A 15,406-nucleotide genomic window follows, 5' to 3' on the forward strand; every position below is an offset into this window, starting at 1 on the left:
GGCTCTGGTTCCGGCTCTGGTTCCGGCTCTGGTTCCGGCTCTGGTTCCGGCTCTGGTTCCGGCTCTGGTTCCGGTTCCGGTTCCGGTTCCGGTTCCGGTTCCGGTTCCGGTTCCGGTTCCGGTTCCGGTTCCGGTTCCGGTTCCTCAAGTGTCTCGGTCACGGCGTCGGGTTCAACGACCGCCGTTTCTTGCCCGGTCGGGTCAGGCAACACCGCATCCAGTTCGACCCAGTGTGCCTCCATGCCCCCGCCCCGGGTGCCAGCCAACTCCGGTGCGGCATCACGCATCACCCATAGCGAGCCCAGTATCCCGCCGTGCAGCGCGAAGCTCACGGCCACGCCCAGCGCCAACGCACGACGACTGCCGGAAGGGGATATGGAAAAACGGTGGGTCATGGATGAGCCAGCTCGCCGCAGGACACGAATGTATAGACACCTTGACCGAAGAGAAGCTAACCCGCTCGCACATCGGCGCGTATGGGTCACGCATCTCCCGGAATCCGACTATCGCGGCTGGTCGGCGGATTGCCAAGTCACTGCCCACGAACAGAGCGCACCCTACCCTTAATGCGAATGGTTTGCAATACCAGTCGCATATGGCGTCATTCGCTCGGGATCGATACGCGGCAGCGCGGGTCAACTTTCCTCGGGTCCAAAACGATAAAACCCGCCCCGGAAACACCGGGGCGGGTCGAAAAAGGCGGCTAGGCCGGCGGTATCGCCGGCCAGGCGCGATCAGTGCTGGTGACCGCCCTCGCCGTGGGCGTGGCCGTGCTCCAGCTCTTCGGCCGAGGCCTCGCGGACTTCGACGATCTCGACGTCGAAGTTCAGGGTCTCGCCGGCCAGCGGATGGTTGCCATCGACCGTGGCGGTGTCGCCCTCGACCTTGGTCACGGTGACCGTCAGCGGGCCGTTCTCGGTCTGCGCCTGGAACTGCATCCCCGGCTCGACGGATTCGACGCCCTGGAAGGCCTCCATCGGGATCTCCTGAACCATGGCGTCGATCTTCTCGCCATAGCCTTCTTCCGGGGAGACCTTCGCCTGGACCTTGTCACCGGCGGCCTTGCCTTCCAGCTCCTTTTCCAGGCCCGGGACAATCTGGCCTTGTCCGTGCAGGTAGGCCAGCGGCTCGCGGCCTTCGGAGCTGTCGATCTTCTCGCCAGCATCGTTGGTCAGGGTGTAGTGGATGGCCACCACGGCGTTCTGCGCGACTTGCATGGGCTTTGCCCTCTTAATACATGAACTTTTAAGGGTAACGCGGAATATCGCTCCACGTCAGGTCCACCCGCCGGACACGCGGTTTCCGGCGGGTGGGTGTCCGCCAGGTCAGGCGGCCTTCTGCAATAGCAGTCGGTTCAACCGGGCGACGAACCCGCTCGGGTCCTCCAGCTGCCCGCCCTCGGCCAGCAGGGACTGCTCGAACAGCAAGGAGGCCAGGTCGTTGAAGTCGTCGCCTTCCGCGGCCTTGAGGCGTGCGACCAGCGGATGGCCCGGGTTGACCTCCAGCACCGGTTTGCCGGAGAAGGTCTCCTGGCCGGCCTGCTTGAGCAGTTCCTGCAGGTACAGGGCCATCTCGTGCTCGCCGAGCACGATACAGGCCGGAGACTCCACCAACCGCCGCGAGGGCCGCACGCTCTCCACGCGTTCGCCCAGGGCCTGCTGCAGACGTTCCGGCAGATCGCCCAGGTCGCCCTCCGCGGCTTGCTCGCCGGTCTCGTCCTTCTGCTCGACGTCCTCGCCGATGATCTTGTCGAGGTCCAGGTCACCCTTGGCGACATTCTTGATGGGCTTGCCGTCGAACTCGCGCAGGTGGGACAGCAGCCACTCGTCGACCCGGTCCGACAGCAACAGGACCTCGATCCCGTGCTTGCGGAAGATCTCCAGGTGCGGGCTGTTGCGCGCGGCGGAGGCATTGTCGGCAGTGATCAGGTAGATCGCCTCCTGGCCCTCCTTCATGCGCTCGAGGTAATCCGCCAGCGCGACGTTCTGGGTGTCGTCGCTGTTATGGGTGCTGGCAAAGCGCAGCAACTTGGCGATCGCCTCCTGGTTGGCGAAATCCTCGCCGGGTCCCTCCTTCAGCACCCGCCCGAAGTTCTGCCAGATCTCGGCGTACGCCTCGGGCTCGTTCTTGGCGATGCTTTCCAGCAGCCCCAGGATCTTCTTCACCGAACCGGAGCGGATCGAGTCCACCAGGCGGTTGTCCTGCAGGATCTCGCGCGAGACGTTCAGCGGCAGGTCCGCCGAGTCCACCACCCCGCGCACGAAGCGCAGGTAGTTGGGCAGCAGCTTGTCCGCGTCGTCCATGATGAACACCCGCTTCACGTAGAGCTTCACCCCGTGGCGGGCATCGCGATCCCAAAGGTCGAACGGCGCGCGCTTCGGGATGTAGAACAGCGTGGTGTATTCCTGCCGGCCCTCCACGTGGTTGTGGGTCCAGGCGGCCGGATCCTCGAAGTCGTGCGCGACGTGCTTGTAGAACTCCCGGTATTCCTCGTCGCTGATCTCGCTCTTCGAGCGGGTCCACAGCGCACTGGCACGGTTCACGGTCTCCCAGTCGTCGGTAGAGTTGCCCTCCTCGTCCTGCTTGCGCATGCGGATCGGGAACGCCACATGGTCCGAGTAGCGCCCGATAATGTGGCGCAGACGCACGGGCTCGAGAAACTCGCCAGCGTCTTCCTTCAGGGTCAGGGTGATCTCGGTCCCGGCCTCGGTGCGCTCGCATGGGGCAATGGTGTATTCACCATCGCCACGCGACTCCCAGCGGGTACCCGCATCCTGTTCGCTGCCGGCGCGGCGCGTCTCCAGGCGCACGTGGTCGGCGACGATGAACGACGAGTAAAAACCCACCCCGAACTGACCAATCAGCTGGGAATCCTTTTTCTGGTCGCCAGTCAGCTTCTCGAGAAACGCCTTGGTACCCGAGCGTGCGATGGTGCCGATATGTTCGACCACCTCGTCACGTGACATGCCGATGCCGTTGTCGCGCACCGTAACGGTCCGCGCCTCCGCGTCCACCTCGACGTCAATCACCAGCTCCGCCGGCTGCGGGATCGCGTCCGGCTGGGCCAGGGCCTCGAAACGCAGCTTGTCACAGGCATCGGCGCCGTTGGAGATCAACTCACGCAAGAAGATCTCGCGATTGGAATAAAGCGAGTGGATCATCAGCTGCAGAAGCTGGCTGACCTCCGTCTCGAAGCGGCGAGTTTCGGTGCTGGGTTCGGTCTGGGTTTCGGTCATGGCGTGCGTGTCCCTTGATTGTTCTCGACACGTCGTAAGGTAGGGTCGCCTGTCCCGTTTTCAAGGACCGCGGCCTGGTAAAGTCCGCCCGCTCCTTCCGGATCCAGCAGTGCCCAGACCGGCGCGAGCAGCTCCGGAAGCTGCTCCTCCAGCTGCCACGGCGGACGCAGCACCAGCATCCCGGAGCCCGCCAGCCCGAGGTGGCGCTCCGGGTCGGCGGCGATACGCAACTCGCTGACCAGCCAGGGATCGTCCAGCTCGGCGCGTAACTGTTCGCGCATCGGGTGATCCGGCCTGCCTGCGAGAATGGGGTACCAGACCAGGATGATCCCGGTGTTCCAGCGCCGACGGATGGTCGCCACCATCTCCGCCACCTCGCGATACTCCGACTTGCGCTCGTAGGACGGGTCCAGCAGGACCAGACCGCGGCGTGGCTCCGGCGGAAACAGCGCTCGCGCGGCCTCGCGCGCGTCACGCTTGTGCACATGGCAGCGTGAATCGCCGGCGAGGCGCGTCTGCAGCCGATCATGGGCCTCCGGATGGAGTTCGCACGCGATCAGGCGATCGCGTTCGCGCAACCGCGCCTGAATCAGCAACGGGGACCCCGGATATTCGGTAAGGCGCGGGGGCTTCGGCTGCATCCCCCGCAGCGTCTGCAGGAACGTGCGGCCCGCGGATGGCCAGACCGGATCCGCAGACCACAGGCGTGCGATACCGGAGGTGGCCTCGTCGGTCTTGCGTGCCCGCGCGCTGGTCAGGTCGTAGCCCCCGGCGCCAGCGTGCAGGTCCACGGCCACGAAGGGTTTCTCGCGCCCACGCAGCGATTCCAGAACCTGCCACAGGACCAGGTGCTTGTGGACGTCGGCAAAATTGCCGGCGTGGTAGTCATGTTGGTAGCTGAGCATGCGTCCCTCAAACAAAAAGCCACCGCGAGGGTACCCGCGGTGGCTCAAGAAGGGCAGCCCGGAAGGACCGCCCTCGACCGTGTGAACGGCTTACTGGTTGACCGGCGAGTCCGGATCCAGAAGATACGCCATGACGTGTGCAATCTGTTCCTCGCTGAGGAAGTTGTTGCGTCCGAACCGCGGCATCTTGGTGCACGGGAAGTACTGGTGGGGGTTGGACACCACCTGGTGCACGTAATTCACCACCGAACTGTCATTACCGCGGGTGGCCCCGTAACCGGCCAGGCTCGGGCCCAGGGTGCCGTAAAGCTCCTCGGCCGGATCCATCTGATGGCAGGCGTAACAATTACCGCCTGCCTCGCGGGTACCATGGTCATCGTTTCGATGACCGATACGGTAGCCATACCCGGAGCGCGCCAACTCGGCGCCACGGCGCCAGTTGCCCAGGCGCGGACCACCCGGCGGCGCCTCGTAGCTTTCGCGGGCCATGGCGATCACCTCGCCTGCGGTCCCGGAATCCGGATCGCCCTCGATCGAACAGGCGGCCTGAATGCCATCCTGCACCATGCGATCACGGGCCGACCCACCTTCCTGCGCCTCCTGCTCGAAACGATAACTGTCCGTTTCCAGCACGAGGTAATCTGCCAATTCGTCGGCGCTCATCGCCGTAATGTCGACCTCGCCACTGGTCTCGCCCATCCAGCCATCGCAACCCGCGATCAGCACCGTGGACGCCAGAACGGCCAAGCTCGCCCCAACTGTCTTGTTCCTAAGCATCCCTGATGTCTCCTCTTGCGTCGGCTATTGCCGCTTCTTGCCGATCATCGTGCCGGCGTCTTCCAGGCGTAGGCCCGGCTGCCTCCAGGCCCGATGGAGAACAGGTCCCGGATCAACGGCCCATGGCCGCAAAGTAGATAGACCCAGGCGCGGGTCCGTCAGGAAAAACCACCGCGAGCCCTCCCGCGGTGGTTCAAAAAAGGGCAGCCCCGGAAGGCTGCCCTAGAACCAGCGTGTGGCTTACTGGTTGTTGACCGGCGACTCCGGATCCAGCAGGTAAGCCATGATATGGCTGATCTGCTCGTCGCTCAGGAGCTGGTGACGGTCGGAGTTGAACCGCGGCATCTGGGAGCACGGGAAGTACTGGTGAGGATTGGAAATCACCTCGTGCACGTAATTCAGCACCGCTTCGCTGGTACCACGGTTGGCACCGTAGTTCTGCAGGCTCGGGCCGATGGTCCCCTGCTCGGAAACCCGCGGGTCGAACACGTGGCAGTTGTAGCAATTGCCACCCGCCTCGCGCTGACTGTGGTTGTCCGTGTTGTGACCCTGGCGGTAGCCATAACCGGAGTTCGCCAGTTCGGCACCCTTGCGCCAGTCACCCAGCTCCACGCCGCCTTCCGGACGCTCGTAGCCGGCACGCGCCATGGCCACGACGCGGCCGGCGGTTTCGCCATCCGGATCGCCTTCCATGGAGCAGGCCTTCTGCAGCTCGTCCTGGGTCATGCGATCACGCCAGGAACCGCCTTCCTGCATCTCCTGGTCACGGAAGCTGTCCGTTTCGAAGATGAGATGCTCGGCCAGCTCGTCAGCGCTCATCGCGGTGATGTCGACATCCGAACCCTTGCTTCCATCGGCAACGGCGCAACCAGCGGCGAGGGCGACGGATGCGAACGCGGCCATGCCGGCCGCAACAGCATTCTTTTTAAACATACTTGGTGTCTCCTATTGCGTCCGTAGATTACCGCTTCAGGTCGGGCAGGATGGCCGGTTCGCCACGCGCCGCATCGTTCCAGAACGAGATCAGGGCGGTGTTGACCGGGGTATCGTGCTTGATACCAGCGTGGCGCATCTGCCACACGCAACCACGGATACGGTGGTTCTGGCTACGCACGTTGTCGTGACCGGCGCGGTGGGCGGGCCAGGAAACAGCCTTCGTCCATTCCTGCCCATTGCGCATCTCGGGCAGCACGGAGGCACGGATCTGCTTGCCGGAATCGCCATGGCAGCTGGCGCAGTTGAAGTCCATCGCGCCACCGCGGCGGAAGAACAGCTTTTCGCCCGCATCGCGCATGGCCTGCTCTTCCGGGTGATCCAGCGGCGGATTCCACGCCATACCGGAGGACTGGTGGGCAATGTAGGTGGTCAGCTTCATGATGTCGGAGCCGTTGCCGTGACGCTGGCCGACGGCGGCATCATCGCTGGTAAAGCCCTGCAGCTCCTTCATGCAGTGCACCAGGCGCATTTCGAAGTCCATCACCTTGCCGGTGTCTTCGAAGTAGCGCGGCAGCTCGACATAGGCGCCGTCCAGCTCGCCCGGCCCCTTGCCGAAGTCGCAGCCTTCCAGGGAGACGTTGTTCGGGCCGCGCTGGGCGTAGAACAGGTCCTCGCCTTCCTCGACCAGCCACAGGGCCGGGTTGTCCGGCATCATCATGATGTTCATTTCACTCTGATGCAGGTAGGCGGAATCGGGGTTGTTCTGCAGCAGGTTCTGCAGGACATCATTGGGGTCTTGCCATTCGCCGGCCTGAGCCGCAGCCCCAACAGCCATTGCTACGGGCAACGCAAGCAATGCTTTCTTGAACATGGAAACCTCCATCACACGGGTTTTTTTTCGATTGAGCCCGGGACTGATCTGGCCCGGACCTGTGTAGCAGAGTGCTGAACCCGAGTCCGTGCTGTCAACACAAAAGACTATATTAGCGTTTGCTAAAAGGCTGTTTTGCAACGGTTCTTGGGGATCAACACCGAGGGGCAGACGATGGTTTCCCCTTTATTATTCCCCCCCTTTCCAGATTTTTTTCGGGCGCAGTTCAGGCGCGCCCTGAGCGACAAACCCCTGATGTCGCGTGCGAATATCCGAGAACCATGGCCAGCCCGAGCACGGCGGGCTAACGCAGCCTCCACGGAATAGCGGGCTAGAAAGAGAAAAGCACCCAACGCAGGTGCGAGTACGGGGAGGGAGCGGAGAGCTGCGAACAAACCGCCCGAGGGTCAATCGCGACCCAGAACACCCTCATGGACCAGCAGCAGGCGTTTCACCTGGGCCAGCTCTCCAACCTGATCGCCGGCGTAACCGCCGACATCGCTGGAGGTGCGAAAACGCGAGGACACCACGCGGTGGCAGGGGATGAACAAGGGCCAGGGGTTGGCGCGACAGGCCTGCCCCACCGCACGGGGCGCAGAACCCACGCGGGTCGCGATCTCGGAGTACGTGCGCACCTCGCCCACCGGGATCTCCGACAAGGCGGCCCACACCCGGCGCGCATGGGCGCTGCCGGGGGGTACAGCCGACGTCGGGCGCCAGGCCGTGGCGTCACGACCGTAGCGTTCCGGGTCAAAGCGCGGCGCCTGGAGGTCCGCGCTCGGGATATCCACCAACGGCACCAGGTCCTCGGGGTCGTCCGGATCCTGCCAGTCGCAGGCCAGGACTTCGCCATCGGCGGATTCCAGCCACACAAAAGCCAGCGCGACTCCGGGGAGGAGGCAGCGCTGGCTTCGGGTCATCGGACCTGCCGACATCGAATAGTGAAACGCCAGGGGTGGCAGGGGTTCGGCCATGCGCCGAACCCCGTCCGGTCGCGTTACTTCGCGGCCTTGACGTCTTCCTTGATGCGGGCGGCCTTGCCGGTCCGGTCGCGCAGGTAGTACAGCTTGGAACGACGCACCTTGCCGCGGCGCTTCACCTTGATCTCGGCGATCTGCGGGCTGTGGGTCTGGAAGGTACGCTCCACGCCGTTGCCGTAGGAGACCTTGCGCAGGGTGAAGGCGGAGTTGAGGCCGCGGTTGCGCACGGCGATCACCGCGCCCTCGAAGGCCTGCAGACGCTCGCGGTCGCCTTCGCGAACCTTGACCTGCACCACCAAGGTATCGCCGGGCCCGAAGGCGGGCACATCCGACTTCATCTGCTCGGCTTCCAGTTCCTGAATGACGTTATTCATTGCTCGACCTCAATCATCGCTTTCGGTGCGCGAGCCGCCGGTATGGCCACTCGCACGGTATTCGTCCAACAGGGCCGCATCTTCGGCCCCGAGTTCCAGCCGGGCCAGCAGGTCCGGCCGCCGGGCCCAGGTCCTGCCCAGTGCCTCGCGGCGGCGCCAGCGCCGGATCGCGCCATGATCGCCCCCCTTCAGGACCGGCGGCACGGTACGCCCGGCGACCGTCTCCGGGCGCGTGTAGTGCGGGCAATCCAGAAGCCCCGCACTGAACGAGTCCTGCTCGGCCGAGTCCGCATGCCCCAGAACCCCCGGCAGCAGGCGGGCACAGCCATCGATCACCGCCATCGCCGCAAGTTCGCCGCCCGAGAGCACGAAGTCGCCCAGCGACCACTCCGCGTCGACCTGCGCCTCGATAAAGCGCTCGTCGATACCCTCGTAGCGCCCGCAGACCAGGGCGACCCGCGGCCGCCCGGCCAGTTCACGCAGCATCGCCTGCCGGATCGGCTGCCCCTGCGGGGTCAGTGCGATCACGTACGGCGTGGCTTCGGCATCCGCCCGCGCCGCATTCAGCGCGGACGCCAGCGGCGCGTATTGCATCACCATGCCGGGACCCCCGCCATATGGCCGGTCGTCCACTGCCTGGTGAACACCGGCGCCCCAGGCACGCGGATTCCAGTATCTCAGTTCCAGCTGACCGCGCTCCACGGCCCGCCCGGTCACTCCGGATTCGCCAACCGCTGCGACCAGCTCCGGAAACAGCGAGATGACGTCGAAACGCATCCGCGCCGCTTCAGAATTCCGGGTCCCAGTCGACCCGCACGCGGCGGGCCTCCAGATCCACGTCCAGCACGTACTGGTCGCGAACCCAGGGGATCAGGCGTTCCCGATCCCCCTGGACTACCAGCACGTCGTTGGCACCGGTCTCGATAAAACCCGAGATGGTTCCCAACACCGCGCCGTCGTTGTTCTCGACCGCCATGCCCAGAAGATCGGCCCAGTAGTAGGCACCATCCTCGGCCGGTGGCAACCAGGCCCGCTCGATCGCGAGTTCGGCACCAATCAACCGGTGCGCCCCATCGCGATCCGCGGCTTCGTGAAACTTCATCACGACGCCCTGGCCATGGCCGCGGCCGCCCTCGACGTCAACCAGGCGCCAATCACTCCCGTGCTGCATCCACAGCTGCGGGAATTCGGTAATCGCGGCGCGCGGCGCGGTCTCGGAAAAGACCCGCACCCAACCCTTGACGCCATAGACCCCGGACACACGCCCGACGCGGATACGCTCATCCGCCTCATTCATGACCGCCGCCAAGCGTCAGTACAACGGCCGGGCGCCCTCAGGCCGCCGCGGACTGCTGCTGCTTGCGGTAACCCTTGACCAGGTGATTCACACGCTCGGACATGCCGGCGCCGTGACCCAGCCAGTGGTCCACGCGCTCCAGATCGATGCGCAGCGGTTCTTCCTGACCGCGGGCCACCGGGTTGAAGAAACCGATCTGCTCCTTGTAGCCGCTATCGCGACGAGCGCGGGAATCGGTAACCACGATCGAATAAAACGGGCGCTTCTTGGCGCCGCGGCGTAGCAGGCGAATCGTAACCATGTAGTGTTGAACCCCGTGAGTCCGTTTTCTCGAGAAAACGCGCGATTATAACGAATTCGACCGACAACACAAGGGAGAGCTCATGTCTCCCTTGTGCGCCAGGCCGCCGCTCGCACGTGCTTTAGGTAGTTTCTGCTAGCGAAACGGCATCCCGCCGCCGGGGCCACCCATGCCCCCCATGCCGCCCATCTTGCTCCCCAGGGCCCGCATCATCTTCGATGCGCCGCCCTTGGAGAATTTCTTCATCGCCTTGCTCATTTGGGTGTGTTGCTTGAGCAGACGATTCACATCCTGAATCTGGGTGCCGGAACCGGCGGCAATACGGCGCTTGCGCGAACCCTTGATCACCTCCGGGTGACGACGCTCGCGCTCGGTCATCGACGAGATCACCGCCATCATGCGACCGATCTCCTTGTCGTTGGCCTGATTCTTCACCACATCCGGCAGCTTGCCACCGCCGGGGAGCTTCTCGAGCATGGAGCTCATGCCGCCCATCTTCTGCATCTGGCCCAGCTGATCACGCAGGTCGTTCAGGTCGAAGCCGCGCCCCTTCTTCAACTTGCGGGTCAGCTTCTCGGCCTGATCCTGGTCGACCTGGCGACTGGCCTCCTCGACCAGCGACAGCACGTCGCCCTTGCCGAGGATGCGCGAGGCGATGCGCTCGGGGTGGAACGGCTCCAGGGCATCCGGGCGTTCGCCCATGCCAATGAACTTGATCGGCACGCCGGTGATCTGGCGCACCGAGAGGGCCGCACCCCCACGGGCATCGCCGTCCGCCTTGGTCAGCACCACGCCGGTCAGCGGCAGCGCCTCGCCGAAGGCGCGTGCGGTGTTCGCCGCATCCTGGCCGGTCATGGAATCGACCACGAACAGGGTCTCGATCGGGTCGATCGCCTGATGCAGGGCCTGGACCTCGGCCATCATGTCCTCGTCGACATGCAGGCGGCCCGCGGTATCCACCAGCAGGACCTCGATGCCCTCGCGGCGGGCGCGGGCGACCGCATCCCTGGCGATCGCCTCGGGCTTCTGGCTGGTGTCGCTGGGATAGAACGTGACTTCGACCTGGCCGGCCAGGGTTTCCAACTGCTGGATTGCCGCCGGGCGATAGACGTCACAGCTGACCACTGCGACCTTTTTCTTCTCGCGCTCGCGCAACAGGCGCGCGAGCTTGCCGATACTGGTGGTCTTGCCGGCACCCTGGAGGCCGGCCACCAGCACCACGGCGGGCGGCTGCTGCGCCAGGTTCAGCGAGGCATTCTCGCCACCCATGGTCGCGATCAGTTCGTCATGGACGACCTTGATCAGGGCCTGGCCGGGGGTCAGGCTGCCAATGACCTCCTTGCCCAGCGCCTTTTCCTTGACGTCCTTGATGAACTCGCGCACCACCGGCAGGGCCACGTCGGCCTCCAGCAGCGCCATGCGCACCTCGCGCATGGCCTCCTGGACATTATCCTCCGTGAGCCGCGCCTGACCCTTCAGGCGCTTCATGGTCTCCTGCAGGCGGCTGGAAAGGCCGTCGAACATCACGCGTCCTCATCTGAATCAGCGGTGGTCGGCGCACATCCACCGACCACGGGACCGCACAGTATACCGCTCTCGCGCTCCGGGATGCAGGCCCACCGCCGGGCAACCGGTCGAGAGATCACAGCGGGGCACCCGAACTGGCGCCGGAACGGCCGTCACCATGTGCAATCCGCCCGCGGAGCGGCGATAATCCGGCGTCATGATCATTGCCATCGGACTCCTCGCCGTCGCGCTGTATCTCGTCACCGCGGGCTACCTGGTTGTCACCGCCCGCCGGCAGCCGCTGACACAGGGCCAGCCGCGGGGGCCCCTGGCCCTGTGGGGGCTCGCGCTGCTCGCCCACCTGGGCGCTCTGCTGCCGATGGTGCTGACCGATACGGGACTCAACCTGTGCCTGGGCAATGCGCTGTCGGCCTCGCTGTGGCTGGTGGCCGCACTGCTGTGGCTGACGAGCTGGCGCCATCCCCTGGCCATCCTCGGGGTCGTGATCCTGCCGCTGACCGCGCTGGCCGCCCTCACCGCTCTCCTGTGTGACGGCGATACGCGCTATACCACCTCGGCCGGGATCGACCTGCACATCCTGTTCTCGGCACTGGGCTGGGCGTTCCTCGCGCTGTCCACCGCACAGGCGGCGGTGATGGCCGCCCAGCACCGGGCCCTGCACAACCATCACGCCTCGGGCTTCGTGCGCGCCCTGCCGCCGTTGTTCTCGATGGAGGTGTGGCTGTTCCGGATGATCTTCATCGGCTGGCTATTCCTCGGGCTCAGCCTGCTGTCCGGGTTGCTGTTCGTGGACAATCTGTTTGCCCAGCACCTGGTCCACAAGACCACACTGTCGATCCTGGCCTGGCTGATCTTCTCCACCCTGCTGATTGGCCGCTGGCGTCTCGGCTGGCGCGGCACCCGCGCACTGGCCTGGACCACCGGCGGCTTTGTCGTGCTGGTGCTGGCCTATTTCGGCTCCAAGCTGGTACTGGAAGTCATCCTCGGACGCATCTGAACGCGGTAACCACGGCTTGACACCCCCGCGGGCCTTGCCTGAAATGATCCCGAGCATGCAGCCCCGCCCGTCCGCCCACCCCTGACCGCAGGCCGCACCCTTGCAAGAGATCCCGCTGTACGTCCTGTTCGGCGCCCTGGTGGTGCTGTTCCTGCTGTCGGCGTTCTTCTCCGGCTCGGAGACGGCGTTGATGGCGTTGAACCGCTATCGCATGCGCCACCGCGCGCAGACCGGCCATCGCGGCGCCCAGCGCGCCGCGCGGCTGCTGGAGAAACCGGATCGACTGATCGGACTGATCCTGCTGGGCAATAATTTCGTCAACATCATGATCGCGCAGATCGCCACCTTCATCGGGTGGCGCCTGTTCGGCGATACCGGTGTGGCCATCGCCACCGGCGTGCTGACCCTGACCCTGCTGATCTTCGCCGAGACCGCACCGAAGACCCTCGCCGCGCTGCACAGCGAACGCGTGGCCTACCCCGCCGCCTGGGTCTACTCCGGACTGATCAGGGTGATGTGGCCGGTGGTCTGGATGATCAACCTAATGGCGAACGGCGTGCTGCGCCTGTTCGGCGTCCATATGAATGCCGACCAGCGCGCCGCACTGAACACCGATGAACTGCGCAGCGTGGTCTCCGAGGCCGGCGCGCTGATCCCGGCGAACCACCAGCGCATGCTGCTGAACCTGCTGGATCTGGAGCGCACCACGGTCGAGGACATCATGATCCCGCGCAACGAGATCGTGGTGATTGACCTGAACGAACCCTGGAACGAGGTCGAGGACCAACTGATCCACGGCAGCTTCACCCGCCTGCCGGTGGTGGAGGGCGAGCTGGACCACATCGTCGGCTTCGTCCATCGCCGCGACGTCCTGCCACTGGTCGAGCGTGACGCGTTCGGCCCCGACGACCTGCGTCAGGTCCTGACCCCGCCCTACTTCATTCCCGAAGGTACGGCGCTCAACCGCCAGCTGATCAACTTCCAGCAACAGAAGAAGCGGATCGGCCTGGTGGTGGACGAGTACGGTGATATCGAGGGGCTGATCACGCTGGAGGACCTGCTGGAGGAGATCGTCGGCGAGTTCACCACCGACTCCCCGGCGATGAGCGACGACCTCCTGCGTCAGGACGACGGCTCGGTCATGGTCGACGGCGGCATTCACCTGCGTGAACTGAACCGGGCCCTGGGCCTGGACCTGCCACAGGACGGCCCGAAGACCCTCAGCGGCCTGATCGTCGAACACCTGGAAAGCATCCCCGAAGCGCCCGTAAGCGTGAAGATCAACGGCGTGGTGATGGACATCGCCCAGATCAAGAACAACACCATCCGCACCGTGCGCGTGGTCGCGCCCGACCTGCCGGAAGCCCCACCGCAGAAGGCCCCCTGATGGCAAAGAGCAAGACCCAGTACGTATGCCAGTCCTGCGGCGCGATCAGCCCCAAGTGGGCCGGCCAGTGCGGCGACTGCGGCGCCTGGAACACCCTGGAGGAGGCCGCTCCGACGGCCAGCGCCGGCCCGCGCGGCGGGTACGCCGGCGCGGTCGCCGGCATTACCCGCCTGGGCGAGGTCGAGCTGGCCGAGGTACCGCGCACCAGCACCGGGTTATCGGAGCTGGATCGCGCCCTGGGGGGCGGCCTGGTCCACGGGTCAGTGGTGCTGCTGGGCGGCGACCCGGGCATCGGCAAGTCCACGCTGCTGCTGCAGACCCTGGCCATGCTGCCCATCGGCGACACGCTCTACGTGACCGGCGAGGAATCGGCCCAGCAGATCGGCATGCGCGCCCGGCGCCTGGGCCTGGAGGTCGACGGGCTGCGCCTGCTGACCGAGACCCAGGTCGAGAACGTGATCGCCACCTGCGAACGCGAGCGCCCGCGCGTACTGGTAATCGACTCCATCCAGACGCTCTACACCGCTGCGCTGCAGTCCGCCCCCGGCTCGGTCGGCCAGGTGCGCGAAAGCGCCGCGGCCCTGGTGCGCATGGCCAAGCAACGCGGCATCACCGTGATCCTGGTCGGTCACGTGACCAAGGACGGCCAGCTCGCCGGGCCACGCGTGCTGGAGCACATGGTCGATACGGTGCTCTATTTCGAGGGCGACCCGGACGGGCGCTACCGCATGCTGCGCGCGGTGAAGAACCGCTTCGGCGCGGTGAACGAGCTGGGCGTGTTCGCCATGCTGGAGAACGGGTTGAAGGCGGTCTCCAACCCGTCCGCGATCTTCCTGTCACGTCACCAGGGGCCGGTGCCCGGCAGCGTCGTCATGGTTACCCGCGAGGGCACGCGCCCGTTGCTGGTCGAGGTGCAGGCGCTGGTCGCCGAGAGCCATGCCTCGCAGCCGCGGCGGATCACCGTAGGGCTGGAGCAGAACCGCCTGACCATGCTCCTGGCCGTGCTGCATCGCCACGGCGGCGTGGCCCTGTTCGACCAGGACGTGTTCATCAACGTGGTGGGCGGCGTGCGCGTAACCGAGACTGCCGCCGACCTGCCGATGCTGGCGGCCGCGCTCTCCAGCTTCCGTGATCGCGCCCTGCCGCAGGAGCTGCTGGCGTTCGGCGAGGTCGGCCTGGCCGGCGAGATCCGCCCGGTCCCGAACGGCGAGGAACGCCTGCGCGAAGCGGCCAAGCATGGCTACACCCGCGCCATCGCGCCGGCCGCCAACGCCCCACGCAAGCCGATCAAGGGAATGGAAATCATCCCCGTCTCGCGCCTCTCCGAAGTCCTCGACGCCCTGTAGCGTCGTCTCCTGCCGCGCGCCCAGGTCGGGCCAGGTTCATCGCTCGGTGTTTACGTACTTTCGACCGGCCGCCTGCCTTGTTGTGGCTGGCCATGGTTCATCGTCCGGTGTTTACGGTGGCTCCGGTCCACCGCCTGCCAGGCGCTCTCTCGCGAGCGCACCGCGAGGTACTTCTTTGCTCGTGCAAAGAAGTACCTGTCAGGTCTCGGCTGGTTATAAACGCGTTTTCGAAAGCAGTCGGGGTGGGTTTGCTGCCACGCCTTGAGGGCCGCTACGGGCGTTCGGTGACCCAGGGCCTTTTGCTGGATGGCGTGGTTGTACAAGTACAGGTAATGGTACAGGGCGTCCTGCATCTGCTCGCTGGAGTCGATGTGGTACGTGCGCAGGAGATCGGCAATGCGCCCGTTGAAGCGCTCGACCATCCCGTTCGTCTGGGGCTTTCTGGGCTGGGTCAGGCGGTGTTGGATGCCGT

16 protein-coding genes and 1 pseudogene are annotated in these 15,406 nt (G+C 65.4%); 3 read left to right on the forward strand and 14 right to left on the reverse strand.

The features are described from left to right. The 13 genes and pseudogenes from D579_RS15375 to ffh form a co-directional block, all read right to left on the reverse strand. A pseudogene (locus D579_RS15375) lies at positions 1 to 350 on the reverse strand (energy transducer TonB); the annotation flags it as partial. A gap of 384 nt (positions 351 to 734) precedes the next feature. Then, the gene (locus D579_RS0112485; RefSeq protein WP_018169167.1) at positions 735 to 1,217 is read right to left on the reverse strand and encodes a peptidylprolyl isomerase; all 483 of its coding nucleotides are present in this window, start codon (positions 1,215 to 1,217) and stop codon (positions 735 to 737) included. Between the two features lie 108 nt (positions 1,218 to 1,325). Next, positions 1,326 to 3,236 (reverse strand): molecular chaperone HtpG, encoded by a 1,911-nt coding sequence (gene htpG, locus D579_RS0112490; RefSeq protein ID WP_018952202.1) that lies wholly within the window; start codon positions 3,234 to 3,236, stop codon positions 1,326 to 1,328. Beyond that, the gene (locus D579_RS0112495; protein ID WP_018952203.1) at positions 3,233 to 4,141 is read right to left on the reverse strand and encodes a 23S rRNA (adenine(2030)-N(6))-methyltransferase RlmJ; all 909 of its coding nucleotides are present in this window, start codon (positions 4,139 to 4,141) and stop codon (positions 3,233 to 3,235) included. Before D579_RS0112495 ends, htpG begins: the two co-directional genes overlap by 4 nt. A gap of 90 nt (positions 4,142 to 4,231) precedes the next feature. Further along, on the reverse strand, positions 4,232 to 4,918 hold the full coding sequence (gene soxX / locus D579_RS0112500) for a sulfur oxidation c-type cytochrome SoxX (protein WP_026289525.1): 687 nt from the start codon (positions 4,916 to 4,918) through the stop codon (positions 4,232 to 4,234). A 240-nt stretch (positions 4,919 to 5,158) separates the two neighbouring features. Further along, on the reverse strand, positions 5,159 to 5,851 hold the full coding sequence (gene soxX / locus D579_RS0112505) for a sulfur oxidation c-type cytochrome SoxX (RefSeq protein WP_018952204.1): 693 nt from the start codon (positions 5,849 to 5,851) through the stop codon (positions 5,159 to 5,161). A gap of 28 nt (positions 5,852 to 5,879) precedes the next feature. Next, the gene (gene soxA / locus D579_RS0112510; RefSeq protein ID WP_018169171.1) at positions 5,880 to 6,689 is read right to left on the reverse strand and encodes a sulfur oxidation c-type cytochrome SoxA; all 810 of its coding nucleotides are present in this window, start codon (positions 6,687 to 6,689) and stop codon (positions 5,880 to 5,882) included. A gap of 443 nt (positions 6,690 to 7,132) precedes the next feature. Further along, positions 7,133 to 7,699: a methylated-DNA--[protein]-cysteine S-methyltransferase gene (locus D579_RS0112515; RefSeq protein WP_018952205.1), complete on the reverse strand. Its 567-nt coding sequence runs from the start codon at positions 7,697 to 7,699 to the stop codon at positions 7,133 to 7,135. A gap of 23 nt (positions 7,700 to 7,722) precedes the next feature. After that, a complete protein-coding gene (gene rplS, locus D579_RS0112520) occupies positions 7,723 to 8,079 on the reverse strand; it encodes a 50S ribosomal protein L19 (protein ID WP_018145318.1) in 357 nt (118 codons plus the stop codon). Positions 8,080 to 8,088: 9 nt separating this feature from the next. Continuing rightward, on the reverse strand, positions 8,089 to 8,856 hold the full coding sequence (trmD, locus tag D579_RS0112525) for a tRNA (guanosine(37)-N1)-methyltransferase TrmD (protein WP_018952206.1): 768 nt from the start codon (positions 8,854 to 8,856) through the stop codon (positions 8,089 to 8,091). A gap of 10 nt (positions 8,857 to 8,866) precedes the next feature. Next, positions 8,867 to 9,376, reverse strand: a complete 510-nt coding sequence (gene rimM, locus D579_RS0112530) for a ribosome maturation factor RimM (protein ID WP_026289526.1) — start codon at positions 9,374 to 9,376, stop codon at positions 8,867 to 8,869. 37 nt (positions 9,377 to 9,413) lie between these two features. Beyond that, on the reverse strand, positions 9,414 to 9,677 hold the full coding sequence (gene rpsP, locus D579_RS0112535) for a 30S ribosomal protein S16 (RefSeq protein WP_018145315.1): 264 nt from the start codon (positions 9,675 to 9,677) through the stop codon (positions 9,414 to 9,416). Between the two features lie 135 nt (positions 9,678 to 9,812). Continuing rightward, entirely contained in the window at positions 9,813 to 11,201 is a 1,389-nt protein-coding gene (gene ffh, locus D579_RS0112540; protein ID WP_018952208.1) for a signal recognition particle protein, read from the reverse strand. 199 nt (positions 11,202 to 11,400) lie between these two features. Here ffh and D579_RS0112545 point away from each other — a divergent pair, with 199 nt between their 5' ends. The 3 genes from D579_RS0112545 (at position 11,401) to radA (ending at position 14,934) form a co-directional block, all read left to right on the forward strand. Then, positions 11,401 to 12,201: an inner membrane protein YpjD gene (locus D579_RS0112545; protein WP_018169176.1), complete on the forward strand. Its 801-nt coding sequence runs from the start codon at positions 11,401 to 11,403 to the stop codon at positions 12,199 to 12,201. A gap of 100 nt (positions 12,202 to 12,301) precedes the next feature. Next, positions 12,302 to 13,588, forward strand: a complete 1,287-nt coding sequence (locus tag D579_RS0112550) for an HlyC/CorC family transporter (RefSeq protein WP_018169177.1) — start codon at positions 12,302 to 12,304, stop codon at positions 13,586 to 13,588. Further along, positions 13,588 to 14,934, forward strand: coding sequence for a DNA repair protein RadA (gene radA / locus D579_RS0112555; protein WP_018952209.1), 1,347 nt, complete (start codon positions 13,588 to 13,590; stop codon positions 14,932 to 14,934). Before D579_RS0112550 ends, radA begins: the two co-directional genes overlap by 1 nt. 50 nt (positions 14,935 to 14,984) lie before the next feature. Here radA and D579_RS14295 read toward each other — a convergent pair. After that, positions 14,985 to 15,406: integrase core domain-containing protein (locus D579_RS14295; protein WP_026289527.1), on the reverse strand; the 422-nt coding region annotated here is incomplete at its 5' end.

Source organism: Thioalkalivibrio sp. AKL12 (assembly GCF_000377925.1).
Taxonomy (GTDB): Bacteria; Pseudomonadota; Gammaproteobacteria; order Ectothiorhodospirales; family Ectothiorhodospiraceae; genus Thioalkalivibrio; species Thioalkalivibrio versutus.